Origin of the sequence: Dehalobacter sp. 12DCB1, assembly GCF_004343605.1 — a bacterium.
In the GTDB taxonomy this organism is placed as follows: domain Bacteria; phylum Bacillota; class Desulfitobacteriia; order Desulfitobacteriales; family Syntrophobotulaceae; genus Dehalobacter.
This window is the reverse complement of record NZ_POSF01000013.1, coordinates 27,566-53,649: the sequence shown is the minus strand read 5'-3', so window position 1 is coordinate 53,649 and position 26,084 is coordinate 27,566. Positions and strand designations below refer to the sequence as shown.

General features: G+C 43.9%; 23 protein-coding genes and 1 pseudogene. 18 read left to right on the top strand and 6 right to left on the bottom strand.

Features of this window, described 5'->3' with window-relative positions; translation table 11 throughout:
- Positions 1 to 17 precede the first annotated feature (17 nt).
- From C1I38_RS05630 to C1I38_RS05605, 6 genes are all read left to right on the top strand, one after another.
- Positions 18 to 1,022 (top strand): hydrogenase small subunit, encoded by a 1,005-nt coding sequence (locus C1I38_RS05630; RefSeq protein WP_119774283.1) that lies wholly within the window; start codon positions 18 to 20, stop codon positions 1,020 to 1,022.
- A gap of 60 nt (positions 1,023 to 1,082) precedes the next feature.
- The gene (locus tag C1I38_RS05625; protein WP_119774282.1) at positions 1,083 to 2,486 is read left to right on the top strand and encodes a nickel-dependent hydrogenase large subunit; all 1,404 of its coding nucleotides are present in this window, start codon (positions 1,083 to 1,085) and stop codon (positions 2,484 to 2,486) included.
- Entirely contained in the window at positions 2,483 to 3,055 is a 573-nt protein-coding gene (locus C1I38_RS05620) for a cytochrome b/b6 domain-containing protein (RefSeq protein ID WP_119774281.1), read from the top strand. Before C1I38_RS05625 ends, C1I38_RS05620 begins: the two co-directional genes overlap by 4 nt.
- A 115-nt stretch (positions 3,056 to 3,170) precedes the next feature.
- The gene (locus C1I38_RS05615) at positions 3,171 to 3,536 is read left to right on the top strand and encodes a metalloregulator ArsR/SmtB family transcription factor (protein ID WP_119774280.1); all 366 of its coding nucleotides are present in this window, start codon (positions 3,171 to 3,173) and stop codon (positions 3,534 to 3,536) included.
- Positions 3,537 to 3,538: 2 nt separating this feature from the next.
- Entirely contained in the window at positions 3,539 to 5,806 is a 2,268-nt protein-coding gene (locus C1I38_RS05610) for a heavy metal translocating P-type ATPase (protein ID WP_119774279.1), read from the top strand.
- A 35-nt stretch (positions 5,807 to 5,841) separates the two neighbouring features.
- Positions 5,842 to 7,428, top strand: a complete 1,587-nt coding sequence (locus C1I38_RS05605) for a peptide chain release factor 3 (protein ID WP_119774278.1) — start codon at positions 5,842 to 5,844, stop codon at positions 7,426 to 7,428.
- Positions 7,429 to 7,679: 251 nt separating this feature from the next.
- Here the strand turns inward: C1I38_RS05605 and ligD are convergent, their stop codons facing one another.
- Together ligD and C1I38_RS05595 are read right to left on the bottom strand one after the other, a co-directional pair.
- Positions 7,680 to 8,570: a non-homologous end-joining DNA ligase gene (gene ligD, locus C1I38_RS05600; RefSeq protein ID WP_119774277.1), complete on the bottom strand. Its 891-nt coding sequence runs from the start codon at positions 8,568 to 8,570 to the stop codon at positions 7,680 to 7,682.
- Between the two features lie 128 nt (positions 8,571 to 8,698).
- Positions 8,699 to 9,553 carry a Ku protein gene (locus C1I38_RS05595; protein ID WP_119774276.1) on the bottom strand — a complete coding sequence of 285 codons (855 nt, stop codon included), beginning with the start codon at positions 9,551 to 9,553 and terminating at the stop codon, positions 8,699 to 8,701.
- 306 nt (positions 9,554 to 9,859) lie between these two features.
- Between C1I38_RS05595 and C1I38_RS05590 the strand changes: the two genes are divergently transcribed.
- The gene (locus C1I38_RS05590) at positions 9,860 to 10,804 is read left to right on the top strand and encodes a nitronate monooxygenase (RefSeq protein ID WP_119774442.1); all 945 of its coding nucleotides are present in this window, start codon (positions 9,860 to 9,862) and stop codon (positions 10,802 to 10,804) included.
- Between the two features lie 46 nt (positions 10,805 to 10,850).
- Here C1I38_RS05590 and C1I38_RS05585 read toward each other — a convergent pair whose 3' ends face one another.
- Positions 10,851 to 11,141, bottom strand: coding sequence for an alpha/beta-type small acid-soluble spore protein (locus C1I38_RS05585; protein WP_282432351.1), 291 nt, complete (start codon positions 11,139 to 11,141; stop codon positions 10,851 to 10,853).
- A 289-nt stretch (positions 11,142 to 11,430) separates the two neighbouring features.
- On the opposite strand from C1I38_RS05585, the gene C1I38_RS05580 reads away from it, so the two are divergent.
- The 9 genes and pseudogenes from C1I38_RS05580 to C1I38_RS05530 form a co-directional block, all read left to right on the top strand.
- On the top strand, positions 11,431 to 12,093 hold the full coding sequence (locus C1I38_RS05580) for a C40 family peptidase (RefSeq protein ID WP_119774275.1): 663 nt from the start codon (positions 11,431 to 11,433) through the stop codon (positions 12,091 to 12,093).
- 183 nt (positions 12,094 to 12,276) lie between these two features.
- Complete coding sequence (gene serA, locus C1I38_RS05575; RefSeq protein WP_119774274.1) at positions 12,277 to 13,869, top strand: phosphoglycerate dehydrogenase; 1,593 nt, start codon at positions 12,277 to 12,279, stop codon at positions 13,867 to 13,869.
- A gap of 12 nt (positions 13,870 to 13,881) precedes the next feature.
- A complete protein-coding gene (locus C1I38_RS05570; RefSeq protein WP_119774273.1) occupies positions 13,882 to 14,721 on the top strand; it encodes a TIM barrel protein in 840 nt (279 codons plus the stop codon).
- Positions 14,722 to 15,923: 1,202 nt separating this feature from the next.
- A complete protein-coding gene (locus tag C1I38_RS05560) occupies positions 15,924 to 16,118 on the top strand; it encodes a hypothetical protein (protein ID WP_119774272.1) in 195 nt (64 codons plus the stop codon).
- A 290-nt stretch (positions 16,119 to 16,408) separates the two neighbouring features.
- Positions 16,409 to 17,095 carry a response regulator transcription factor gene (locus C1I38_RS05555; RefSeq protein WP_119774271.1) on the top strand — a complete coding sequence of 229 codons (687 nt, stop codon included), beginning with the start codon at positions 16,409 to 16,411 and terminating at the stop codon, positions 17,093 to 17,095.
- A gap of 1 nt (position 17,096) precedes the next feature.
- Complete coding sequence (locus tag C1I38_RS05550; RefSeq protein WP_158582027.1) at positions 17,097 to 18,530, top strand: ATP-binding protein; 1,434 nt, start codon at positions 17,097 to 17,099, stop codon at positions 18,528 to 18,530.
- 127 nt (positions 18,531 to 18,657) lie between these two features.
- Positions 18,658 to 19,005 carry a hypothetical protein gene (locus tag C1I38_RS05545; RefSeq protein ID WP_119774269.1) on the top strand — a complete coding sequence of 116 codons (348 nt, stop codon included), beginning with the start codon at positions 18,658 to 18,660 and terminating at the stop codon, positions 19,003 to 19,005.
- A 12-nt stretch (positions 19,006 to 19,017) separates the two neighbouring features.
- Positions 19,018 to 19,593: a hypothetical protein gene (locus C1I38_RS05540; protein WP_119774268.1), complete on the top strand. Its 576-nt coding sequence runs from the start codon at positions 19,018 to 19,020 to the stop codon at positions 19,591 to 19,593.
- A gap of 891 nt (positions 19,594 to 20,484) precedes the next feature.
- Positions 20,485 to 20,652: pseudogene (locus C1I38_RS05530) on the top strand (DUF134 domain-containing protein); the annotation flags it as partial.
- A 71-nt stretch (positions 20,653 to 20,723) separates the two neighbouring features.
- Here C1I38_RS05530 and C1I38_RS05525 read toward each other — a convergent pair.
- Both C1I38_RS05525 and C1I38_RS05520 read right to left on the bottom strand, forming a co-directional pair.
- Positions 20,724 to 22,259 carry a HAMP domain-containing sensor histidine kinase gene (locus C1I38_RS05525; RefSeq protein WP_119774264.1) on the bottom strand — a complete coding sequence of 512 codons (1,536 nt, stop codon included), beginning with the start codon at positions 22,257 to 22,259 and terminating at the stop codon, positions 20,724 to 20,726.
- On the bottom strand, positions 22,252 to 22,956 hold the full coding sequence (locus tag C1I38_RS05520) for a response regulator transcription factor (RefSeq protein ID WP_119774263.1): 705 nt from the start codon (positions 22,954 to 22,956) through the stop codon (positions 22,252 to 22,254). Before C1I38_RS05520 ends, C1I38_RS05525 begins: the two co-directional genes overlap by 8 nt.
- A 250-nt stretch (positions 22,957 to 23,206) precedes the next feature.
- Here C1I38_RS05520 and C1I38_RS05515 point away from each other — a divergent pair, with 250 nt between their 5' ends.
- Together C1I38_RS05515 and C1I38_RS05510 are read left to right on the top strand one after the other, a co-directional pair.
- A complete protein-coding gene (locus C1I38_RS05515; protein ID WP_119774262.1) occupies positions 23,207 to 23,689 on the top strand; it encodes a DUF2680 domain-containing protein in 483 nt (160 codons plus the stop codon).
- Positions 23,690 to 23,793: 104 nt separating this feature from the next.
- A complete protein-coding gene (locus tag C1I38_RS05510; RefSeq protein ID WP_119774261.1) occupies positions 23,794 to 24,906 on the top strand; it encodes a 4Fe-4S binding protein in 1,113 nt (370 codons plus the stop codon).
- 224 nt (positions 24,907 to 25,130) lie between these two features.
- Here the strand turns inward: C1I38_RS05510 and C1I38_RS05500 are convergent, their stop codons facing one another.
- Positions 25,131 to 26,060 carry a DUF3102 domain-containing protein gene (locus tag C1I38_RS05500; protein WP_119774259.1) on the bottom strand — a complete coding sequence of 310 codons (930 nt, stop codon included), beginning with the start codon at positions 26,058 to 26,060 and terminating at the stop codon, positions 25,131 to 25,133.
- Between the last annotated feature and the right edge of the window lie 24 nt (positions 26,061 to 26,084).

The following is a 26,084-nucleotide window of genomic DNA, read 5'->3' as shown; positions in this document are numbered from 1 at the left end:
GGATGGAAGGGAAGAGTATGGCGAATATGGATGGTTCGACAAAACCTCTCATTATTTGGCTCGGGACAAATACCTGTGCCGGCGATATGCTTTCCTTTCTTAATGCCAAGGACCCGGGCTACGAGGAGTTGATCAGCAGCATTGCAGAGCTTCGTTTCGATTATCTTTTAAGCGCGTCCGAGGGAAGTGATGCCATCAATGTTCTTGATGATCTCCAGAAAAATCATAAAGCAGCATACATCCTGGTGGTTGAAGGAAGCATCCCAACGAGGTCCAATGGCCTGTATTCTGTGATCGGTTATCGGAACGGCAAGGCTTGGACGGCTTTGCAGGCAGTGCGGGAACTAGGCGCTGCAGCTCGTTACGTAGTTGCTGCCGGTACCTGCGCAGCGTTCGGAGGGATCTATGCTGCGGCTCCGAACCCTTCTGAATGTGTATCGTTACAGGCTGTTCTGGACAGAAAAGTTATCAATGTACCTGGATGTCCAATCAACCCCGAATGGATGATGGGCACTTTGAACCATTTAATTCAGTACGGCGAGCCGGCGCTTGATGATGATAATCGTCCTAAACTTTTCTATGGAGAAACAATCCATAACCTTTGCCAGCGGCGGGATTATTTTGACAACAGCATCTTTGCCGCTAAGCCGGGAGAACCGTGGTGCATGTATAAAATAGGCTGCAAAGGGCCGGTTACCTATGCTGATTGCCCTGTCCGCCAGTGGAACGGAGAGCATCTAAGTTGGCCGGTAAAAGCCAATACCCCTTGTATCGGCTGTGCCAGTCCTGAGTTTTCCGATGGAAGCGTTCCATTCTTTGAACATTTGCCGGATGTAAAGCTTCCGGGGATCAAGGTAACGGCAAACAGGGTGGGCCAATTGACAGGGGTTGTGACGGCGCTTGGTATTGGCGCCCATCTGATAGGAAGCATTCTGACCGGCAGATTCGCAGAAACATTGAAAAAAGATCTCCCACGCGGAAGCAAGCTAAAACTCAGGCAACGGCTTAAAAAGATTCATTAATAAGAAGACGGTAGAAAAAAGATTGTCTGAAGGCGAGAATAAAGAAAAAGGACGGACTTCATGAAAAAGATTGTTATAGGGCCACTTACCAGGGCTAACAACTCCTGCGCCGTAGAGGTCACAGTCGAAGACAAAAAAGTGGTAGATGCCCGCTGCAGCGGGATTTTTTTCAGGGGGTTTGAACTGATACTGCAGGGAAAAGATCCGCGGGACGCCGCGTACCTTACGGAAAGAATCTGCGGGATCTGTTCATCTCTGCATGGAGCAGCTGCCTCCTACGCCTTGGAAGATGCTGCTGGGATTAGGCCGCCCCGTAATGCCAACATTTTGCGAAACCTGATCATCGGGGCAGATATTCTTCAGAATCATATCCGTCATCAGTATTTGTTTTCCCTGGTGGATTATTTGACTTTGCCAGAGAGGGCCCCTTTTGTTCCAGGTTATACCAAAGATAAGCGGCTGGAAAAAAAGAAAAACGACGCGATGGTGCAGAATATGTATTTAGCGCTGGAAATAAGCCGCCTGGCTCACGAAATGGTGACCCTGCTAGGCGGAAAAGCCCCGTTTCCTCATGGGATATTGGCTGGAGGGGCTACAGTTGTGCCTTCTGCCGATGTGGTCATGAATTTCCGGTCGAAGCTCCAAAAAATCAATCGGTTTATCCGGAATCAGATGGTACCTGATGTATACATTCTTGAAGATGCTTACAGTGATTACTATGAACTCGGCCAAAGAGCCCAAAATATGCTTGAATACGGGCTATTTCCACGCACCGAGCAAGACCGGGAGAGGTATTTTCCCAGTGGAGCAGTGCTGAACGGCCAAATCCAGAAGGTTGATCTGTCGTTGATTAAAGAACATACGGCTAGATCCTGGTATGCAGCAGAGTCCGGACCGCGAAACCCATCTGGAGGCCGAACAGTCCCTGAACGGGAAAAAGAAGACGCTTACTCTTGGATAAAGGCACCCCGTTATTCCGGTATGCCGCTGGAAGGAGGCCCGCTGGCCAGGCTCTGGATCAAAGGCGATTACCGAAAGGGTATATCGACGATGGACCGGGTAATCGCCAGGGCGCTTGAGACCGAAAAAGTGGGGACCTTGATGGAATCCTGGCTCGATGAACTAGAGCCGGAAGGATGCATATTTTCACCCTTTGAAGTACCAAAAAATGCCGAAGGAATCGGCCTCACCGGAGCAATGCGCGGTCCGCTCGGACACTGGCTGCGGATTGAAAACGGCAGGATAGCCCAATACCAGATCATTACACCCAGTGCCTGGAATTTTTCTCCCCGGGATGATCAGAATTGTAAAGGACCCGTCGAGGAGGCGCTCATTGGAATTTCGATTGCGGATGAAAAACAGCCCATTGAAATCGGCCGGGTGATCAGGGCATTTGACATTTGTTCCTCTTGTTCGACACATTTAATAACTACGGGAAAACCGGTTGGGGAGCTGATGATATGAATTGGAAAAAGCAACGTCATTCAGGAACAGTGAGATTGCTTCACTGGGTCTACGCGCCGGCTGTACTGGCTTTAATTTTTAGCGGGCTTTACATTCACAGCCCATCGCACGCTTTCGGGTTCAAGCGGATGGATTCAGCACGGAAGACACATGCCGTCGCCCAGTTTTTACTGTTAAATTCGTACGTGGCACGGGTTTGCTACGGGATGAAAGACAAAAACTATAAAGAGATCATTCCGAACCGCAAGACCTTAAAGGCAATACCTAAATTCTTAAAATACGAGTTCTTCTTATCCGAAAAAAAGACGAAATATCCCAAATACAATCCAGGTCAGAAAATATTGATTACCTCGCTGGCAGGATTAACCCTGGTCCAGATGATTACCGGGATGGCCCTCTACTTTAAGCCCCTGCAGAGAGCGGTCAAACCGGCAGGAGGATTAAACCGTGTGCGCTGGCTGCATTATCTGGCGGCATTAATGACGGCCTCATCCGTATCCGTCCATCTTTATTTTACCCTTACAAATAGCCTTAAAAAACTTAAATCAATATTTACAGGCTATGCGTAGATTCAGAAAAATAGAAAAATGAATTGACCATAAAAGAAATACGTAATAATATAATATATGAACACTTATTCAAGTATTCAATTGATAGAGCAATTACAAAGGAGAGGTTGTTTTGATGGAGGGGAAAGCGGAGAATTTGCGGTGTGACTGCCTGGTTATTCATGAAGAAATTGTCGGTAAGGTTAAAGAATTGATGCCGCAGGAAGAAAATCTATATGATCTTGCTGAGTTATTTAAAGTATTTGGTGATACGACAAGGATAAGAATTCTCTGGGCGCTTTCGGAAGCAGAAATGTGTGTCTGCGACCTGGCCTTTCTATTGGATATGACCCAGTCGGCAATTTCCCATCAGCTGCGGATTCTTAAGCAATGCAGGCTGGTAAAAAACAGAAAAGAAGGAAAAATCGTATTCTATGCGCTGGATGACGAGCATATCAAAGGCATTTTCAGCCAGGGAATGCTCCATGTCAAAGAAGGATAAGGATGCGTGAGGAGAAAAAAGATATGGCTATAAAAAGTCAGGAAGCAGTCATCCTGTTTGCCGGTCTTGGCTGTGCAAATTGCTCGGTTAAAATCGAACAGGAAGTAAGGAAGCTGGATGGCATAATAACTGCAAATATTGATTTTGCAGGCAGCAAACTCTATCTAGAGGTAAATGATTCTGAAAAGATCACAGATATCGTCCACGAAATTGAAAAAATCGCTTCCGGGATTGAGGCCGGGGTAAGCATTACTGGGATCAGGTCCAAAGATATGGGTACAGCCAGTAAAGAAGAGAAAACCACGGAACAAGAAAAACAAAAAGAACAGAAGGAACAAAAAGAACAAAGAGAACAAAAAGAACAAAAAAAACAGAAAGTTAATGCCGAGCTGGTTTGCTTTGTCATTGGAGCCGTTATTTTTGCTGCTGCGTTTCTGCTAAAATTGAAACCTGCCGTTGAAATTGTATTGTTTCTGATCAGCTATTTATTGGTTGGCAGCCAGATTATCTGGGCGGCGCTTCGGAATTTTGTCCGCGGCAAGTTTCTTGATGAAAACTTTCTGATGTTTATTGCTACAGTTGGGGCGCTGGCTATTCAGGAATATCCCGAGGCTGTGGCAGTGATGCTGTTCTACCGGGTCGGTGAATTTTTCCAGGACAGTGCTGTGAACCGTTCCCGCCGCTCGATCAGTGAACTGATGGATATTCGTCCGGACTATGCGAATTTAATGAAGGGAGATTCCATAAGCAAAGTGCCGCCGGAGGAAGTCAGGGAAGGCCAGATGATTCTGATCAAGCCAGGAGAGAAAGTTCCCCTTGATGGCACAGTGCTTGCGGGCAGGTCTGTTTTGGATACCTCGGCGCTCACCGGAGAATTTATCCCGAGGGAGGTCGAAGCCGGCAGCAGTATTCTAGCTGGTTTTATTAATAAGACCGGGGTCTTGACCGTAAAAGTTACGAAGGTTTATGCGCAGAGCACGGTTGCACGGGTTCTGGATCTGGTGGAAAAGGCCGCCTCTAAAAAAGCTAAGACAGAAAATTTTATGACAACATTTGCGCGTGTCTATACACCGGTTATTGTGCTCGGAGCTGCACTTTTAGCTTTTCTGCCCCCGCTTTTTGTTGAAGGGGCCACATTCAGCGAATGGCTGAACCGGGCTTTGGTCTTTCTCGTGGTGTCATGTCCCTGCGCACTGGTGATCTCCATCCCGTTAAGCTTTTTTGGGGGTATCGGAGGCGCTTCTCGAAACGGCATCCTGATCAAGGGAAGCAACTACCTGGAAGGCCTGAATCAAGTGCGTACGGTTGTCTTCGATAAGACCGGCACGCTAACCGAAGGTGTGTTTGAAGTTACCGGAATACAAGCTGCTCAGGGGTTTGATGAAGATACTTTGCTGGAATATGCTGCTGCGGCTGAATATTTCTCAGGTCATCCCATTGCGGCTTCGATTTTGAAACGATACACCGAAGATGATACGAAAAAACTGAATACCAAGGGCATTGATCAGAAAGATATCCATCAGTATCAAGAAATACCAGGCTATGGCGTAAAAACAGTATATCAGGGAAAAGAAGTCATGGCCGGCAGCGCCAGGCTCCTGACTGAGGAAGGAATCTCCCTGACGCAAATACCCGAGGCTGGAACGATTGCCTATATCGCGATTGAGCGTCAATATGCCGGCTATATCCTGATTACGGACAGAGTCAAAAAAGATGTTCACGGGGCTTTGCGGGGATTGAGACAGGCGGGAGTTAAGAAATTTGTTATGCTGACCGGAGACACGAAAGCGATCAGTGAACAGATCGGACAGCAGTTGGGGTTTGACCAAGTTTACGCTGAATTGCTTCCCGATCAAAAGGTCGCTGTTCTGGAAACGCTGGAGGAACAGAAGGAAAAAGGCAGTAAACTGGTTTTTGTCGGAGATGGGGTCAATGATGCACCGGTCCTGGCCAGGGCTGATATCGGCGTTGCCATGGGCGGACTCGGGTCGGATGCAGCGATTGAGGCCGCGGATATTGTCCTGATGACGGATGAACCTGCCAAACTGCTCGAGGCAATCCGGATTGCCCGGAAAACGAAGGGAATTGTCTGGCAAAATATTGGTTTTGCGCTCGGAATAAAGATAGGTGTCCTCATCCTTGGAGCGATGGGGGCCGCGACAATGTGGGAAGCTGTATTTGCCGATGTAGGCGTGGCTGTGATTGCGATCCTGAATGCAATGCGGGTGTTAAAGAAGAAAAAAGTCAAGGAATATGATATAGTGTTATAGGCAAAACACGCACGTAAAAAAGGAAAGGGAATTTGATGGAAAAGACGACGAACCAGAATCAGATTAAACCCAGAAGGACATTTGCAATTATTTCTCACCCGGATGCGGGGAAAACAACCTTAACAGAGAAGCTGCTGTTTTTTGGTGGGGCTATCCGGCTTGCTGGTACGGTAAAAGGAAGAAAAGCAGCCAAATATGCAACTTCCGACTGGATGCAGATTGAAAAAGAACGTGGCATTTCCGTAACTTCAAGCGCCATGCAGTTTTCATACAACGGAATTCATATCAATATTTTAGATACACCCGGGCACGAAGATTTTAGTGAAGATACCTATCGCACGTTGATGGCAGCCGACAGCGCCGTCATGCTAATCGATCTGGTCAAAGGCGTTGAAGCTCAGACCATCAAGCTGTTTAAAGTCTGCCGGATGAGAGGCATACCGATTTTTACGTTTATTAACAAGCTGGACCGTTTTGGCAAAGACCCGCTGGATGTCCTTCAGGAAATTGAGGATGTCTTAGGCATCAATACGGTTCCTTTGAATTGGCCGGTTGGAATGGGAAAAGATTTCAGTGCAATCTACGACCGGCGGCATCAATGTCTGGAGCTTTACCGGGACGGTGAACGGAAACGGATCGATGCGGACGAACGCGGTCTTGAAGATCCCGCTCTCAAAGACTGTCTCGAACCTGCCTTATATGATAAGCTTCGCGAAGATCTGGAACTATTGGATATTGCCGGGGATCCGTTTGACGAGGAAATGATTCAGCAGGGGATGCTGTCTCCGGTCTTCTTCGGCAGTGCGCTGAGCAGTATTGGTGTTCAAACCTTTCTGGAGCAGTTCCTGGAAATGGCGCCTGAGCCAAGACCGCAAAAAAGTTCGGTTGGCGACATTCAGCCGACTGATCCTCAATTTTCAGGTTTCATTTTTAAGATTCAGGCCAATATGAACCCGGCCCACAGAGACCGGATCGCGTTTATGCGAGTCTGTTCAGGCAGGTTCGAACGTGGAATGGCAGCCAATCATGTCCGAAGCGGTAAGAAGATCAAGCTTCCGCAGCCACAGCAATTTTTGGCACAAGAACGCGATATCCTGGAAGAAGCTTATCCCGGAGATGTGGTGGGTTTGTTTGATCCGGGCATTTTTCGGATCGGCGATACCCTGAGTGAGGAAGGGACCTTTGAATTCGAAAGGCTGCCGCAGTTTGCACCGGAGTATTTTGCCAAGATCATCAATCTGGACTTTTCCAAATACAAACAGTTTCAGAAGGGAATCAAGCAGCTGACGGAAGAAGGGACAGTGCAGGTCTTCCGGACCTTTATGGATGGGCCCGAGGAACTGATCGTCGGCGTTGTGGGCAAGCTTCAGTTTGAGGTCCTGGAATACCGTCTCGAAAATGAATATGGCACAAGAATTCAGCTTCATCATCTTCTGCATCATATGGCCCGCTGGGTCAAAAGCGATAAACCTGTTGATCCGGCCAATTTGCGCGGGCTCCGTAATCTGTGCGTCAAAGATCAGGATGACCAGCTGGTCGTTCTTCTTGAAGACGAATACTACCTGGACAGATTGAAGGATAAGTACCCGGAAATCACGTTCCATACGTCCTCTAACGACTAGTACATTGATCTTTGAATATTTATTTGGGTCTGGTCTGTGCGCCACATTCCGCTCTCGGCAGATAGCGCCCTCCATGGCGCTAACTGCCGCGCTCCGCATCCATGCTCCGCTTACGCTGGAACTGTGGCACACAGACCCAGCTATGAAGGTTTAAATGTCTAGTTATTTAGAAAACGGTATACTAGTACGGTGAATTTTAAACAATTTCTAAATCGTTTCTGTCATGAGACATCCAAGAAATAGGTAAATGATTAGATTTTTTCAAGGATAAAGTCGAGATCTTGGCAGCTCTTGCTGTTCTGTCCATTTTTCAGCGGAGCAAAGAGATCTCCTTTATCCTTCAGCCTGCCGCTGATATTCAGCAGATTAAAATCTTCGGGTTTGACCCCGTGCCTCAGCTCTTCCCATTCCAATGGAGCAGCAATTGATGCGGAGGCTGTTGCTCTTGGTGAATATGGACTGATGATGGTTTTCCCCTGCCACATCTGCAGATAGTCAAAATAGAGCTTATGGCCTCTTTTGGCGACACTGCGCTCCAGGGTAATTTGCCGGGGGTATTTCTGGCTGAAATAAACCGCAAAAAATTCATTGATTTTTCTGGCGGTATCGTAATCATACTTTCCGCCTGTCGGAATATGAATCTGAAGTCCGCTTGCCCCGGAAGTTTTGATATAGCTTGTAATCTGAAGCGCTTTAAGCTCTTCAAAAATCAGCAGAGCCACTTCCGTGACATTCTCAAAGGTCTGACCTTCGGAAGGGTCCAGATCGAAAACCAGTGCAGAAGGATACTGATCCCTGTCATAGGGGTTAAATGGAATGTGGAATTCCAGACACGCCTGGTTTCCGAGCCAAATGAGGATTGCTTCTGATTCTAAAATGATATACTGATTATCCCGCCATTCGATCGTCGGAATCCACTCTGGGGCATAATCAGGAATATTTTTTTGGAAAAAGGACTTCCCCTGAAAACCATTAGGATAACGGATCGTCGTCAACAAACGGTCTTTGACGTGGGGCAAAAGATACGGGGCTAGTTCCAGCAGGATTTTCAAATAATCAATCTTGCGGATTCCGAGGCTTGGCCATAATAATTTTTCAGGATTGGTTATAGTGAGCGTTTTGCCGTCGACTTCCAGGTTCATTCCACGATGATTTCCTTTCCTTGGGCTTTTGAGGTAGGTTTTTACTGAAACCATTCATCACCTGTTCTGATTTTTATGACAGGACCGGTTCCATTACTTGCAATAGTTCCATAAAAATTTTTCAGGTACTAGCTTGCAGTCGTCTTTTCTTCTTTCTGGGCATCCGTATCCGGTTTAGTTTTTTCTGCAATCTTTGCTTTGTCTCTCGATTTCTTTTTGGTTTCTTTTAAACTAGACTGAAGGGCTTCCATCAAGTCAATGACATTACGGTGAGGAGTTTCAGGTGCGATCTCTATTTCCCTGCCTTCAATCTTTTTATTAATTAGATCTCTCAGTGCTTCCCGGTAATTATCCTTATATTTTTCCGGCTCGAATGGTGCAGTCAAGTTGGCAATCAGCTGAGTTGCAATATCGAGCTCTTTTTCGTTGACACTCTGCTGTTCGCTGATTCCGGGTACCTCACTGACCGGTCTTATTTCATCCGGATAGAAAATGGTTTCCAGGACCAGGATCTTGTTGTAAACCCTTAAAGCAGCCAGCGTCTGTTTATTGCGGATGGTCATTTTAGCCAGGGCAATTTTGCCGGTATCATTCATGGACTGCCGCAGGAGATGATAGGCTTTGCCGCCGGTATCCTGCGGAGCTAGGTAATAGGATTTGTCGTAATAAATCGGATCAATTTCCGCAAGATTAATAAAATCAAGGATTTCAATTGACTTTTCTTCCACTTCAGATTTTAAGGCGCTAAGATCTGTCTCGTTGATAATAATAAAATGGCCGGTTTCATATTCATACCCGCGGACAATTTCATCTTCTTGTACTTTTTTGTTGCATGTCGGACAATGCTTTTCATACTTAAGAGGCGTATTGCACGCTTTATGGATGTATCTGAAATGGATATCCTTTTCTTCCGTAGCAGCAAACATTTTTATGGGAATATTAACCAAACCAAAGCTTATGGAGCCTTTCCACATTGTATGCATCCTGTTCAGCCCTCCATTTTTCAGATATAGGTAGTATGAGCATTACGCGGTAAAACTATGAAAGCCTGGTGTTTGTGGAACAGACAGAATGATTGTGTATAGGTACACAGGAATTGACAACAAGGTGTACAGGAATCACCAACAGGGAAAAACTTGAATAGTAGATCAAAAAGAGGTAAAATCAAAGAAAAAATACTTTGAATATCAAAATAATTTTTGAAGGGTTTATTGCTGAAAAAACGATTAAAAAGAATTATTGTGCAAAAAAATTTTAAGAAATTGTTGAAAAATTATTGGAGGGCTATTTTGAAATTACCTGTATTAAGAGTAGGAGATCTGATTCCGAAGTATCCGATCATCCAAGGTGGGATGGCTATTAGAATTTCCACTTTTCGGCTGGCTGCGGCTGTGGCCAACGCCGGTGGAATAGGAATTATTGCTGCGACGGCTTTGGATGAAACTGAATTAAAAGGCGAAATCAGAAAGGCCAGGGAGAAATCCAAAGGAATCATCGGAATAAATATTATGTTTGCAGCAACGCGTTTCAAGGAACTTGTCTGTACTGCGCTGGAAGAAGGCATTGACCTGATTATCCAGGGAGCGGGTTTTTCCAGGGACATTTTTCGCTGGTGTGCTGAGGCAAAAACCCCTTTAGTCCCGATTGTATCGACGGCCAAACTTGCCAGGATTTCTGAAAGCCTGGGAGCGGCAGCGGTCGTAGTAGAAGGGAAAGAAGCCGGAGGACATCTCGGAACAGATCAGTCTATGAGAGTTCTTCTTCCTGAGATCAAGGAGGCTATTTCTATCCCGGTCATTGCGGCAGGAGGTATTGTGGATGCCGGAGATTTACAGGAGGCATTTAGACTTGGTGCTAACGGCGTGCAAATGGGGATCCGCTTTGCTGCCAGTGAAGAGGCGAATGGAGCGCCGTCCCTCAAAGAAGCTTATCTGAGAGCAACGGCAGAAGATATTGTCATCATTCAGAGCCCCGTCGGGCTGCCCGGGAGAGCAATTCGAAACACATTTACAGATGAAATCCTTTCGGGGAAAGTAAAATCCCCACAAATATGTGAGGGTTGTTTAAAAAAATGCACAGCAACTTTTTGCATAAAGGAGGCCTTGATCAATGCCCAACAGGGTAATTTAGATCAAGGACTGATTTTTTCAGGACAATCTATTGAAAAGATAACTGAAATCCTACCTGTAGCGAAAATAATCAGTGATCTGGTTAATGAATATGAGGAAATGTGATCATTAAAAAAAGAGGATGGAAACGAAACCATCCTCTTGATTAGTACTAGAGTTTTCCACTATTATTTGCCATGTTACTTTCGGCAAATTCAATCATCTTTTTAACCATATTTCCGCCGATTTTACCGCCAATTTGGCCGCCAATCCGGCCGGCATCCCTTGATGTGATGTCTCCGTTATATCCCTTGTTTAACTGGATGCCCAATTCATTGGCTACTTCATATTTGGCGTTGTCCAGATACTGCGCATATTCCTGCGGTCCGCTGTTCATGATACCTAACTCTTTGGAAACTTCATATTTTAGTTGATTCAAACCAGAATTTGATTTTCTCCCCAAACTAAATCACCTCTTTATTTTTTCTTATTTTAGTTTGTTCCATTCCACAGCGCAAATACGATGAAATGTTTTGCTATTCAGGCAAAAAAATGACTAGTATCTTTTATAAGGAAAAACGTAAAAAAAGATAAAACTAAGGATAATAAAAAATATATTCAATGTTCAAAAATGACATTTTTGCAGACAACCTTTTTCTTTACCTGGCCGGATAAAAAGCATAATCCATCTCTTTACTGCATAAAAAATGATATAGACTGTCTGGATTTTATTTGGAAAGGAGTTTCGAATCATGCAAGTTGCGCTCCCTTTGACAGAATCCAATCAGCCCACCCTCGTTCCGAAACAGGTGATTGGCCTAACAGCACTTCTACTGGCTGGAACTGCTGTAGTCCCCTCTAGTCCTTATGCCCTGCAGGAAATCGCCTCCTCGCGTCCTAAAGTTACGGCAGCTCCTGCTAAAATGGTTGACGAAAGCCCTATGCAGACCGACAATATTAGAATCATGGAGGAAAAAGCTGGCGAGAGCAGCTTTTCTTGTGTAAATGTCAGTACGCTTTCTCTGATGGAGGCAAACAAAGAAAAAGCAGAAATTCAGGCCGGCATCATAGCTTCGGTACTGACCTGGAAAGGGACTGCTTATAAATGGGGCGGCCGGTCGAGATCCGGTGTCGACTGTTCAGGGCTAGTCCAAAGAGTATTCCTAGAGAATGGAATTCAACTTCCAAGGACATCGTATGCACAATTTAGAGAGGGGGTTGGAATACCCAAAACAAGATTAGAACCTGGCGATCTGATCTTTTTTCATACCAACGGAGCCGGAGCAAGTCATGTTGGAATCTATCTCGGTGATAACAAGTTTATTTCTGCGGCCAAGCATTGCGTTCAGATTTCTTCACTGGATGAACATTACTGGGCGGAGCATTACCGGGGCAGCAGAAGAGTGATCGCATGACACTAAGGACAGTCATCTGCCAAGTATGTTGATTTAAAAGACGGATTCTTGACAGAAGAATCAATAAACTCTATAATCAAAATAACCTAAAATTTAGGCAAATCGCTGCAAGGGAAGGTATTGCCTCTCGTCTCCATGGGGATGGGAGGTTTAGTTTATTTCAGATACTGGGGGTAGAGTCAGATGAAGATTCTGGTGAATAACAAAGTGGCAGAGGCTGGAATTCAACTGCTGCGTGAAGAACATGACGTGGATACATATTGCACATTATCTCAGGAAGAACTGATCAAAATGATTCCGGAATACGATGCTTTGCTTATCAGAGGCGATACGATTGTCAGCAGTGAAGTCATTGAAGCCGGTAGGAATTTGAAAGTAATCGGAAGGGCTGGTCTGGAAGTTGAGCATATCGATATTCAGGCAGCCACAAAGCAGGGGATTGTTGTCCTGAATGCCCCTCAGGGCAACAGTGCTTCTTCCATTGAATATACCATCGGGATGATCCTGGCTTTGGCCAGAGGGATTCCTCAAGCTTATTCTTCTGTTCAGCGTGGAGAGTGGCAAAGACAGAAGTTCCTGGGAATGGAGCTGAAAGACAAGGTCTTGGGTATCATTGGACTGGGACGGGTCGGCATGGGCGTAGCAAAAAGGGCCAAAGCTTTCGATATGAAAGTGATTGCTCATGACCCATTTTTTAGTGATGATAAAGGCAGAGAGATGGGAATTGAGCTAGTGAATCTGGATTTGATCTTCAGCAAAGCGGATTATCTGACGCTGCATATTCCAGCGACAGTTGACACGCGCAATCTGCTGAATAAAGATGCGTTTGCCAGAATGAAAAAAGGTATTAAGATTATTAACTGTGCCAGAGGCGGGATTATTGATGAGGAAGCTTTGGTCTGGGCCCTGCAGGAAGGAATTGTTTCCGGAGCAGCTTTGGATGCGTTTGCTGAAGAACCTCTTCGGCCAGATCATCCGCTGATGAAGATGGAGAATGTGGTCTGCACTCCTAGGCTTGCCTCCAGGACGCAGGAGGCTGAAAATGAGGTTGCGGTTTGCGCAGCCCGCGGAGTGCTCGCTGCACTGAGATCCGAACCGGTTTCAACTTCACTGAATATTCCGCCTGTATCACGAGATGTCATGAATATGATCAAGCCTTACCTTCACTTGATGCAAAAAATGTGTATTCTGGCTGTCAAACTGACGGAAGGAAGAATAAAAAATATTGAAGTCCGCTATAATGGCGATATCAGCACTGCGGATACCAAAATGCTGACGCTGGCAGCCATAAAAGAGGTCTTAAATCCAATTCTTCAGGAAGAGGTCAATATTGTCAACGCGCCTGAAGTTGCGAAAGAACGCGGTATAACCGTCAAGGAGATCAAAAGCAAAGAGGCGCAAAGCTTTGTTGATCTGATCAGCATTACCATTAAAACTGATTTAACTGAGCATAAGGTAGCAGGTACGCTTTTTGGCAAAAGTGAACAGCGGATTGTGGAGATCGACGATTTCAGGGTTGAAATAGATCCTTCGGGATGGTTCCTGCTTATCTCGCATGAGGATTATCCGGGGATGATCGGCAAAGTCGGGACTGTATTGGGTGAGCATAACATCAACATTACCAGTATGCAGGTTGGCAAAATCAGTTCCATGAGCAGAAACATAATCATTGTCGGTATTCAAACCGAAGCCGATTTGGAAGTCATCAGTAAATTGAAAGAGATTAAGGGGACTGAAAATGTTGAAGAGATTTTCTTCAATAAATATCTGTCCTAAGGGGAGATCGGCATGAGCATCAAGTTTGGCACGGCCGGAGTGCCTTTGTCTTCCAAGGAAACATCCACGGAGGCCGGAATCCTAAGAATCAGGGAACTCGGAATGGATGCGATGGAAGTCGAGTTTGTTCACGGGGTCAGAATGAAGGAAGATAAAGCGTTAAAGACCGGGGAGACTGCGAAAAAAGAACGCGTATCCCTGTCTTGTCATGCGCCTTACTATATCAACCTGAACTCTAGTGAAACGGAAAAAGTCGAGGCAAGCAAAACAAGGATTATTCATACGGCCAGGATTGCCGGGATACTTGGGGCCGGAAGCATTGTTTTTCATCCAGCTTTTTATTCTGGGGATACCTCGGCTACCGTCTTAGCCAGAGTGGTCAAAGAACTCAGCGATGTCCGGCAGGAACTTGATCAGGAAGGCAACCAGGTCATCCTGAGGCCTGAAACGACAGGTAAACCCTCCCAGTTTGGCGATCTCACGGAAACGATCAAAATAGCACAGGAGGTTCCGGGCGTATTGCCCTGTATTGATTTCAGCCATCTGCATGCCAGAGCCAATGGTCAATTCAACAGCTATGACGAGTTCTGCGCGATTCTTGAGCAGACAGCCGAAGGGCTTGGTGAGAAGTGGATAAGCAATGCGCATTTCCATATTTCCGGGATTGAATATGGTCCAAAAGGCGAAAAGAGACATCTCGTTTTGCAAGAAGCTGACCTGAAATTCCGGGAAATCCTTAAAGCTTGCCTGAGCTTTGGCATCCAAGGAACCGTGATTTGTGAAAGTCCGAAGCTTGAGGAGGATGCTCTGATCCTGCAAAAGACATATCAGGAGCTAAAGGCGGAGCACTGATGAAGAATTTATTTGACCGTTTTGATAGGCTTAACTGCGACCACAGGGACATTCCTGGTCGTCAGCGTCGGTTTGCCTGTCTATATGCTGATTTGATCCACAGGAGTTCTCTCACTGGAACCCATTTCTGCCAATAATATTCATGCGCTTCTCTTAGCTGAATTTGCTTGTGCCTCGACCCTCATTGCGATGGGTGCGGTACTTGGACGGCTGCGTGTTTACCAGTACGCGATCCTAGTATGGTTAGACGTATAGCATAGTAAGATCGTATCGTGACAATGCATGCTAGGTTGTCAAGCTTTCAGTCCAAACCTTGACCGGAATCGGCTAGGCTTGAGCTCCCATTTTTGGTAATCGAATTGTGGCTATCGCAGCTACTGGAGTCAACACTTGAACTATTTTATCTTTGCCTTTCTTTATTTTGCCAGGCGTGGGCAATTTTATTAGACGTTTGGAACATTTACTGCCACACACTCCCTAGGCTTTCCGGTTTTTAGCAGCTCAGGATAAACTAAAGCAATAATCCTACACATCAGAAAACAGTGCAGCTCCTAGTACATCCACAATAACAGTTACCAATGACACGGTCGTAGTAAGCTCTCTCGTTGAAGGAGATGTAGTCAATGTTTATTCCGTAGCCAGTGGCGGTACACTTTTAGGAACAGCAACAGTGGATAGCGGACAAACTTCAGTGACAGTAATAATCCCGCAGATAGGCTCTGCAGCTGGTAATGTGTATGTAACAGTGACCAGGGCTAATAAACTGGAAAGTGCGAAAACCACCAAAGCCTTTAGCGCCGAGTAAGTTGAATAGAAAAGTATCAATTTAAAGCCAAAAAGATGTAGGGACAATAGAGAACTAGTCTTGTAGAAGATTATGGCTCGAAATAATAAGCAGTATGATCTAATAAGGCAAATCCTTGCATAAAAACGTTGATATTTGAAATGTATACTTTGCCGCCAAGGCCATACCAGCTTTAGGCGGCATCTTTTTTGTCTACTCAAGGCACGTTGAGACGATAATAATGATGACGTATTATGGTCATAAGGACAAAAAAGTTGTTCATAGATTGTTTACAATTTATTCACGGGAAGTTTACATCTTGAGTTTAAAGTATGGTTGAAAAAGAAATCAGATATTTGGAATTTGGCATCAAATTACATAAAAAGTGATCATAAGAAAAGAACAGGATTTTGTAAGTGTGAAAAAAAGAGGAGAAAAATATGAAAAAAACCATTTTTATTCTCGCTTTAATCGAACACTTTTAATTCCAGCTGGCTCTGTATTTGCTGCAATAAATGGCGATTGTACTCGTGATAAGGATCAAATTAAGTTGAAATTGAATAATGGTTCCTGTCAAACAGCCTTGAATGGGACCAGCGAAATCGTGACATGATCAGACTTCATCTCCGTGACGGTTCATGCCAACTGGTTTAACAAGCAATAGAAGACTCTAAATCAGCTTTTAAAAAGAGCAACTTCTGATCACTTATACAAAAACGAGGTAATAAGCGAGAATCCACCAAACTACTGTCAGTGGATTCTCTCATTCTAACTATGCCACTTCTATTGCCCCTCATGCTCTCAAAAAAATGATTTTTAAAAAATTGCTAGAATTATTAAGAATAAATGAAAACAAACGTTTTTTAAAACATTAGTAAAAAATATTGATAAGGGGTATGGGCGATGGAAAAAGGCACAATTCTAGTTGTTGATGACGATAAAAATATTTGTAAGTTAATGGATCTCTATTTAAAAAAAACAGGATATGACACTATTATGTGTCACGACGGAAGTTCTGCAATCGACCTGCTCCAAAAGACAAAAGTTGACTTGGTTTTATTGGATATCATGATCCCTTCGATTAATGGCTGGGAAGTATGTAAGCTGCTTAAAATGGAGAAGGATATTCCAGTAATCATGGTAAGTGCCAGGGATATGGTTTCAGACAAGGTTGCCGGTTTTGATGCCGGTGCCGATGATTACATCGTTAAGCCCTTTGAACCTGAAGAATTGTTGGCCAGAGTAAAGGTAAGGTTAAAGCCCCATACCCAACCTCAAGAGAATAAGGGCAATATTATAACGATACATAATCTGATTATTGACATGAATCAGTACCAAGCAAGTATTGATGGCCAAGGTGTCGAGTTGAAACCAAAAGAAATTCAGCTGCTCAGTTTCCTGGCTCAAAATAAGAATATTGTATTTACAAGAGAACAACTATTAGAAAGAATATGGGATTATTCTTATTTGGGCGATACCCGCACGGTTGATGTTCATATAAAATGCCTAAGGGAAAAATTGAAAAATGATTCTACCGGCTGGGAGATTAAGACAATCTGGGGCGTTGGTTATAAACTGGAGGTTAAATAGGATGTTCAAAAGTATATTTAAAAGTATATTTAAAAGTATATTTGCCCGCCTCTTAACGACCTATCTCCTTATTACTGTTTTAGCTATAGCTTCTATGACACTGATCCTGGCGATTGTTTACAAAGACGCGGTTTTTTCAGAAAAAAAGGAAACACTTGAATTGGTGGCCCAAAAAGCCAACCAATTGACCCAGGATTATTACCAGCATCAAATTTCTGTGCAAGAACTGAATTCAGAAGTGAATGGTCTTGCATATGGTACTGCATCGATTATTTATATCTTAAAAATTGACGAAGCACAATTTTCCAAACAGCAAGGATTGGCTCTAAACGGATTGGATGAGAGTTTTGTTGCCAGGAATGTCAAACTGGTACTCCAAGGGCAGAAGGTTTTTCAGCAAAAGGAATATTCTAAAGATTTTGCCGATTATGTTTTATTTGTAGGGTACCCTTTATCGATTAATGAAAAAATTGAGGGCGCAATTCTTATTCTTTGCCCCGTAAGCAATATCAACAAAAGTGTTGCCCAGATGTATTTAATTATCCTGGCAGTTGGTGCTGCAATGGTTATTTTAAGCCTTCCGTTCATTTATTATAATTCCAGGAGAATTTCCAAACCAATCAAAGAAATGGATGCGGCTGCCCGGAAAATTGCCCAAGGGGAGAAAGCTGATCCCACAGTGGTTGCATCGCAGGATGAAATCGGCAGGCTCTCTGATTCTTTCAACTATATGAAAGAACAGATTGATAAGACAGAAAAGATGAGAAACGATTTGATTGCGGATATTTCCCATGAACTGAGAACCCCCTTAACTTCAATTAATGGATTTATCAAAGGAATCGTCGACGGTGTTGTTGAACCAGAGGATTATCAGGAGTATATGTTCCTGATTCGGGAGGAAACCCAACGCCTGATCCGCTTAACCTCCGATCTTCTGGATTTGGCAAAGATTCAGTCCGGTAGTATAACTCTGCAGAAAGAACGTATCGAAATAGCTGTATTAGCTGAAAGTGTATTGTCTGTGTTAAGAAGTCCGGCTGAAAAGAAGCGGCTGTCCGTTATTAATAAGGTTCCCTCCGGGCTTTATGTTCTTGCTGATCCGTCTTCTTTGAAACAAGTGCTGATCAATATCCTCAGCAACGCTATTAAATATACCCAGGAGGAAGGGCAGATTATTATTGATGCGGGACTGAATAACCATGAAGTCTGCTTAGCTGTTCAGGATACCGGTTTCGGTATTGCTGCTGCTGATTTGCCCTATATTTTTGAAAAGTTCTACCGTTCAGATAAGGTCCGCAATTCTGATGATAAAAGTACAGGTCTGGGGTTAGCTATTGCCAAAAATCTGGTCGAAGTAAACGGGGGCAACATTTGGGCCGAAAGCGTTGAAGGAAAAGGGACTTCTCTGACGTTTACTCTTCTCTCTATAGAATAATTTACTTGGGTGAATTTTCACAAATTATTTACATTTTGCTTATTGGGTGTTTACATTTAAAAATTATATTAGGCTTAACAAGAACAGCTAGCTGAATTGATATCCCATTTTGAAAGAGGGGTGGACAATGAAGAAAAAAATAATTTGGGTCAGTATTGCTGCAGTATTGCTTATTTTCAGCTGCGTTGCCTGTGCCAAAAGTTCTTCTGGTTTGCCGGCTAAACAGGCAGCTGACAGCCAGGCAGCTAACTCCGGCCAAACGGGGACGTCAAAGGAAATAAATCCCAGCTCAACCAAGCAATCTTTAGACGGAACAAACAGCGGGGTCTCGGTCATAAGCAAGTCCGACAATGTTTATACGGATGCCCAAAAGCAGCAGACCCTAAATGAATTATCGGGGGAAATTGATAAACTGATTGAGAGCATCAACAATCTGGACGAAGCTCAAGATTCTGAGTTAACATTTGATCAATAAGGAGAGAGTTATATGAAAAAGTTATTAAGTATAGTAATTGCCGGAATTTTACTTCTGGGAACAGCGGGTACAGCTTTGGCTGCCGGACAGGCGACCGAACAAACTTCGGGTCAGACGGCGGGAGGAACCTCCGGACAGGGTGCCAATCAGGGCAGTACAACGCTGCAGGACAAAGGAAATACGGAAGCCTACCAGGCCGGAAAGCTCCAGTTTGAACAGGCTAGGCAGCAGGTAAGGTTAAACGCAGGTTCAACCACAGGTTTAAAGACCCAGCTCAATGATTGTTCGGAAGAACTAAAAGCCCAAATTCAAAACAAACTTCAAAACAGAGCAAATATCAGTGCTGAAGAAATGGCCAGAATTAAACAAGCAATCCAAACTTGTCAAACAGAACGCCAGCAAATTATGCTTGAACATCAGGGGAAGATTCAGGAACAGGTAGCTCTGCTGAATCAGGCTAAATTACGGGGCGATCTTGAAGCTGCCAATACAGCAATGAATATGATTCAGACAGAGCAGCAAGCCAGAATAGCCGAATTGAATAAGGTTCTGCAAGAACTTCAGACACTATTGGATGATATCAGCTAAGGACTGCAAATCGATGCAATATCTTATTGGGAAGCCCGGCAATCAGGGCTTCTTTTTTAAATAATATTAAAAACGGTTAGCCTAATCCAGGTTGAAAATAATATAAAAAATAGTAAAGGTTTAGCAATTAACTAAGCAGGACCTTCAGTTATCATTGCGTTCCTGCTTGGAGGGCTGATCATGTCTCAAGTGCTTGGAGCCATGACCAGCATAACTATAAACCGCACCTCTCCCAGATCCTTTCGCGTTTACATAGAGGAATTTTTGGGGCCATCCCAGGTGCGCTCATTGGTTGGTTGGTATTTATATCTGGTATTTTAACCCTAAGTTCAGAAGCTCTTGCCTCCGGAATTTTTTTGCGGCTCTGGTTTCCCAGTCTGTCAATTTCTGTTTTTGCCCTTTTGATATTACTTCTGGTAATTGTGATCAATGCCTTGGGAAAAAGAGGATTCAGCTATGTCGAAAGCGCAATGGCTATGATCAAAATTGCAGTGCTGTTTATATTTCTCATATTCGGAGGTATATTTCTGTTTACCAAAGGCATTCCATTGACGCCGAATTCGTTTTCCAATTTCAACACTTTTTTTCCTAAGGGAATATCAGGTGGGTGGTATTATTTACGCTGATTTTTTACAGACTTATTTTTCATGACGGGCTGCCGAAAAAATTGTTACCGACAATCGCCAGCATCACTGCCCTTGAGACGCTCAAGGTTCAACTGTTTGCCTGGATAGCCACCGCTTTATTGGTTTTAACAGCTTTAGTGGTTATGACAGTTTTACTAAAAACTATTTGCGCATTTTTTTCCAATAAGATATGCGTACCGGATTAGCCATACAAGTATTAATGAAATATTCCCTGATTCTTTAAGACTAAAATGAGGGTAAAAATATGCCAAGACCAAGAAAATGGCGAAAAGTTTGCTGCTTACCGGCAAGCAACATTTATGGGCCGCTCAATTCAGATGTGACTAAAGATGATCTTGCCGTTATGTCTGTTGATGAGTATGAAACAATACGGCTTATTGACCTGGAAGGATTTACCCAGGAAGAATGCGCTATAAACATATGTCAATAATTCAGGGTGATTTTGTCGTTAAGAAAGTTACAAAAGGTTAAACAATTTGTTAACTATTCGTCCTGCTTGCTAAAGGGAAGTTCCATAGTAACTTTTGTTCCTTGCCCCAGTGAGCTTTCCATAGTAAGCTTGCAGTTTAAAAGCTCACTCAAATGCCTGGCTATGGCCAACCCAAGCCCGGTGCCGCCGCCTTTGCGCGATTTATCCGTTTTGTAAAAACGGTCCCAGATATAAGGAAGTTCTTCTTCAGGTATACCGGGGCCTTGGTCTCGGATGATTACTTTTAATTTATCTCTAAGATCTAAAGTTACGTTAACGGTAGTTTTTTTCGGAGAATATTTTACAGCGTTGTCGATAAAGATAACAAACAGCTGCCGGAGCCTGTCATAATCACTGTTTACAGGCGGAACATTTTGGGGAATTTCACAATGCATTTGTATGTCCTTTCCCGCTGCGATGGTTTGCATACTTTTAACTGTATCGGCAAGCAGGCTCGGAATGTGAACAGGTTCGAAATTTACGGTTATTTTACCGGACTGCAGGCGGGATAGTTCCAAAAGATCCTGAACAAGCCGGTCTAAACTCCTGGTCTCGGAAAGCATTCGGCTGTAATAGCGCCGGATATCTTCAGGCTGGTCGATTGTCCCGTCAGCCAGGGCTTCAAGTGATCCCCTGATTACAGTCAAGGGCGTTTTGAACTCATGGGAAACATTGGCAACAAAATCTTTTCTGACCTGTTCCAGTTTATCGATTTTTTCTCCGGCCTCTGTTAACCCTGAGGCTAAAAAATCAAGAGAATTTCCTAACTGGCCGATTTCATCCTGACGTTTTATCCCGGTCCGCGCGCTATAATTGCCGCGGGCCATTTCCATTGCCGTATTAGTCATCGCTTTCAAAGGGCGGGTGAAAAGAATCGAATAAAAAATTCCCAAACCAATGGCAATGAGCAGGGCGATTAAAAGACTGGCCAGCAGGATACGGTTTGTTTTATCAAGTACATTGGTTATACCTGTTACCGGAGTGTGTAAGAGAACGGAGCCGATTACCTGTTTATTGACGTCAAAAATAGGGACGCCTACAGTAATTGTTTCTTCCTGATATACGCTGCTAAAGCTTTGACTAATAGATTCTTGCCCGGAAAGAACGGTATTAATAACATTTTCCGCTTCTGTTGGGAGCTGTCCCGAGTAAAAAGTGTGAGTCTGTCCTGTTCCTGCTCCCATTCCCATACCACCCGTGCCGTAGCCCTTGCTCATCCCTTTTCCCATAGGATTATTTCCAGAATCATTCTCGGGGCCACTGAAAACCAGAGGATTATTTTGTCTGTCCATAATCCAGACTTTTGCATCTGTCATGGTATCTAAAAAACGCATAAAACCGCCAATACCGCGCATTTGACCGTTGCTTTGCAAATTGACCGCAACTATTTCGGAAATGCTGCGGGCGTTAGCCAGCATAGTCTGCTCCCGGCTATCTATTTCATACTGGCGGAAAACCTGTATGAAGATTAAGCCCAGGGTAAGCATTGAGATCAAGACAATCGAAACAAATCCGGCTGTTAATTTAAAGGTAATATTTTTTTTAAACATGTTTCACCTCAAATTTATAGCCCACACCCCAGATGGTTTTAACCTCCCAATTACAGGTATCTAAACATTCTATTTTCGCTCGGAGCCTTTTAATATGGGTATCGACTGTCCTGGCATCCCCAAAGTATTCATAACCCCAGACGCTGTTTAAAAGGTTATCCCGAGAGAAGACCTTACCAGGATTAGAAGCTAATAACCAAAGTATTTCCAGTTCTTTTCTTGTAAGGTTAACCGACTTGCCGCTTATTTTAACCGTATAATCTGAAAGGTTAATTTCTAGTCCGGGAAAAACAACGCTATTCTCGTCTATATTCTTCCTGCTATCGTCCGGTAAATCAATTCGTCTAAGGACCGCCCGGATCCTGGCCATAACTTCACCGGGACTGAAGGGTTTCACAATGTAGTCATCGGCTCCGATGTCCAACCCCATGATCCGGTCGGCATCCTCGCTTTTAGCCGTAATCATAATGATTGGAACATTGGAACTTTGGCGTATCTCCCGGCAAATTTCAAACCCGTCTTTTCTTGGCATCATAACGTCCAACAAAATCAAGGCGGGGGAATACTGAAAGAACTTGGCAAGAGCTTCTTCGCCGTTATAGGCAACCACAGGAATAAAACCTTCCTTGGCTGCATAAGTTTTTAGGATATCGACGATGTCTTCGTTATCATCGGCAATTAAAATGTACCTGTTCAATATTTATTCCCCCTATCTCCTATAATAATGGCGTCAGCTTTTTTTATATTATAACATCCTTATAATTAACGCATTTTTAGAATTATCAAATTTTAAGAATTATAGCATTTTAAACCGAAAAATTTGTGACAAAACTATGACGAAAGTTATGTCAAACTTAGTTTGAATTTTTGTCAAACTTTTGTCACATTTTCTTTTTAGAATGTGACCATAACAAACAAATCAAAACAAATGAAACGAGGTACACATTATGAAAAACATCAAAAAATTTGTTGCTTTGCTCACGGTAGTCGGGGTATTAGGAATTTCAGGCATTGTCTACGCCGCCGATTTAAAAACACCGGCTGATATCGCAGCAACAGTAACAGGCCAAACGCTTGACCAAGTTACCCAGGAAAGGGCCGAGGGGAAAACTTACGGGACAATTGCGCAGGAAGCCGGTAAACTCAATGAGTTTAAAACCCAAATGCTTGAACAGAAAAAAACTGTTTTGGAACAACGGGTAAAAGACGGGACACTTACCCAACAGCAAGCTGATCAGATTTTAACCAGAATTCAGAACAATCAGGCCCTTTGTGACGGAACTGGCAACGCGGGGATTGGCCAGGGAACCGGTGCAGGGTTTGGACAGGGTAAAGGAAACGGCTTAGGCAGAGGCAACGCTACCGGAAACGGTAGTAGTGCTTGCAATGGAAGCGGTTATGGCAGCGGAATGGGTATGGGAAGAATTTAATTTTATAGATATCTGTTAATCAAAGATATCTGTAAAATAAACGGGAAGCCGGGAAAGTAAAAAACTTTCCCGGTAATCGTTTCAGAAGGGAAAGAGGTGTCTTAATGAAGAGTAATAAAATTGCCAAGTGGCTGAGGATTGTGGTTTTAGTCGGGCTGCTGGCCTGGATTACGGTTGAAGGATATTTGCACCAGGCTCTCGGAGCGGCAAAAGCGGCTTCCGTACATGCCCTGTGCCCTTTTGGAGCGCTGGAAAGCTTATATACTATACTTTTCGCCGGGAGTTATATTAAGAAAATATTTTCCGGGACTGTTGTGCTGTTGGTATTGACTGTAATCCTGGCCGTTATTTTCCGGAGAAGCTTCTGCGGTTTGCTTTGTCCCTTCGGAGCGCTGCAGGAACTATTTGCCAGACTGGGAAAGAAGATATTCAAAAAACGTTATACTATACCGCTTTTTATTGATAAACCTCTGCGTTATTTAAAATATGTTATATTGGTACTAACCCTTGTTATGGCTTGGTATACAGGGACGCTTTGGATGTCGCCCTATGATCCTTATTCAGCCTATTCTCATTTAATGGTAGTATCTCAAACCATTCAGGAAGATGCTGCGGCAATTGTCGGATTTATACTATTATTCATAACTTTGCTCGGTTCATTGTTATATGATCGTTTCTTCTGCAAATACCTTTGTCCTGCTGGAGCTTTTTATGCCTTTATAGGAAAAATAAGCCCGACCAGAATTGAAAGGGACAATCAAATATGTATTAACTGCAAGGCCTGCAATAAGGCTTGCCCGATTAATATTGATGTCGCCAAAGCAGATAAAGTAACCAGTGCGGAATGCCTTAACTGCAATGAGTGTATTTTAGCTTGCCCGAAAAAGGGCGCTTTGGAAGTTAAAATAGCCAAAAGAAAAGTTCATCCTTTGGCAGCCCTGATCATGGTAATTGTTCTATTTTTCGGAACAATAGCCGTAGCAGAGGCCACAGGAAACTATCAAGTTACTTCAGCGCCACCCAAGGGGCAGACTGTTTCCCTGATCGAGGTCAAAGGTTCGTACACAATTGAAGATACAGCAAAAGCAACTGGCTTATCTTTGGCAGAAACCTATGAACTCCTGGGTATTCCGCAAGAAGTGAATAAAAATACTAAATTAAAGGATATTTCCAAGGTAGTACCGGAGTTCAATCTGGAAGAAGTGAAAGAGAAGTAATAGTATATTACAGTCGGTCAGGATATATTGGTCGGCTGTTTCTTTTTGTCTATTTCTTAAGGATTATAATTTGTATTCTGATTGGTGATTTTGTAAAGTTGCTTTGATATTAACTATTGACAAATGTACCGTATTTTTTAAGGATAAAAGATGTTATTAATCCAAATATGGTTAGAATTATCAGAGCAAACAGATTGGTTAGAGGCCCGGCCCAGTAATATGCCTTACTGCGTATCTCTGATGGGGTGAGTTTGCCTGCTCCACGTCTCGTCTTTAAGCCACACGTCCAGAAGATCGTAAACTTTATTCTTATAAATGATATACGTCTCCTTGTCATTAGGGGCGATCTGGAGCAGCTTATGCTTTACTTCCTTCATGGTTTGATCCAAGCTTTCACAGAGGAAGGCGATTTGGTTGGCCCTGACTTTGAGCGAAGTATTAATAAAGTTTGTTTTCATCCGCTCGTAGCCCTTGGCGGATGAGCTTTTTTGGAGCGATTCCAGCGAATCATTCAGCTGTCTGGCCGTTTTAGCGAGTTCTTCTTTGGACGTCTTGACGTTCTCCAATTGGACCTTCAGATTGGCGAGCTCCGCAGTCAGGCCGGTGATGATACCGCTTTGGTCTTCCACTGTTTTCTGGAGATCCGTGTTCTCCTGCAGGGCTAGGTCTTTTTCCTGTAAGGCCTGGTCTTTTTCTTGCCGGGCCTCCGTCCGTTCCTTGACCGCTTTCCTGAGTTCCTGATTGGTCATGCCCTCAATATCCATATCGATGATAAATTGTTCTCGTTCTTCTTCCGGGACTCCTAAGAGGATGACCGCCTGGGAGTATGTCAAATTCTGCACTGGTGCGGATTCTAAGTTACCGGCAAAAGCATCGGGCAGTTTGCTCCCATACTCTCTGAAGACCTTCATAAGTCTGTCGGCCGTACTCTGAGAGTAACTGACCGACTTCTCCAGCCACTTGCCCCATTCTCCATACTTAAGCAAGGCTTTGGCCTCCGTCAACCGCCTTCCAATCTCAACAGCGGCGGCAAGGTAGATCCTCTCCGTCTGGTATTTGATCATATTAATTTCAGCCGCGATGACATGCGGCGTGCGTCCGCTGATGATATCCGTTACTGTATTAGATAATGTATTTGTTACTGGATCAGTCATGATATCCACACTCCTTGGGGCTAA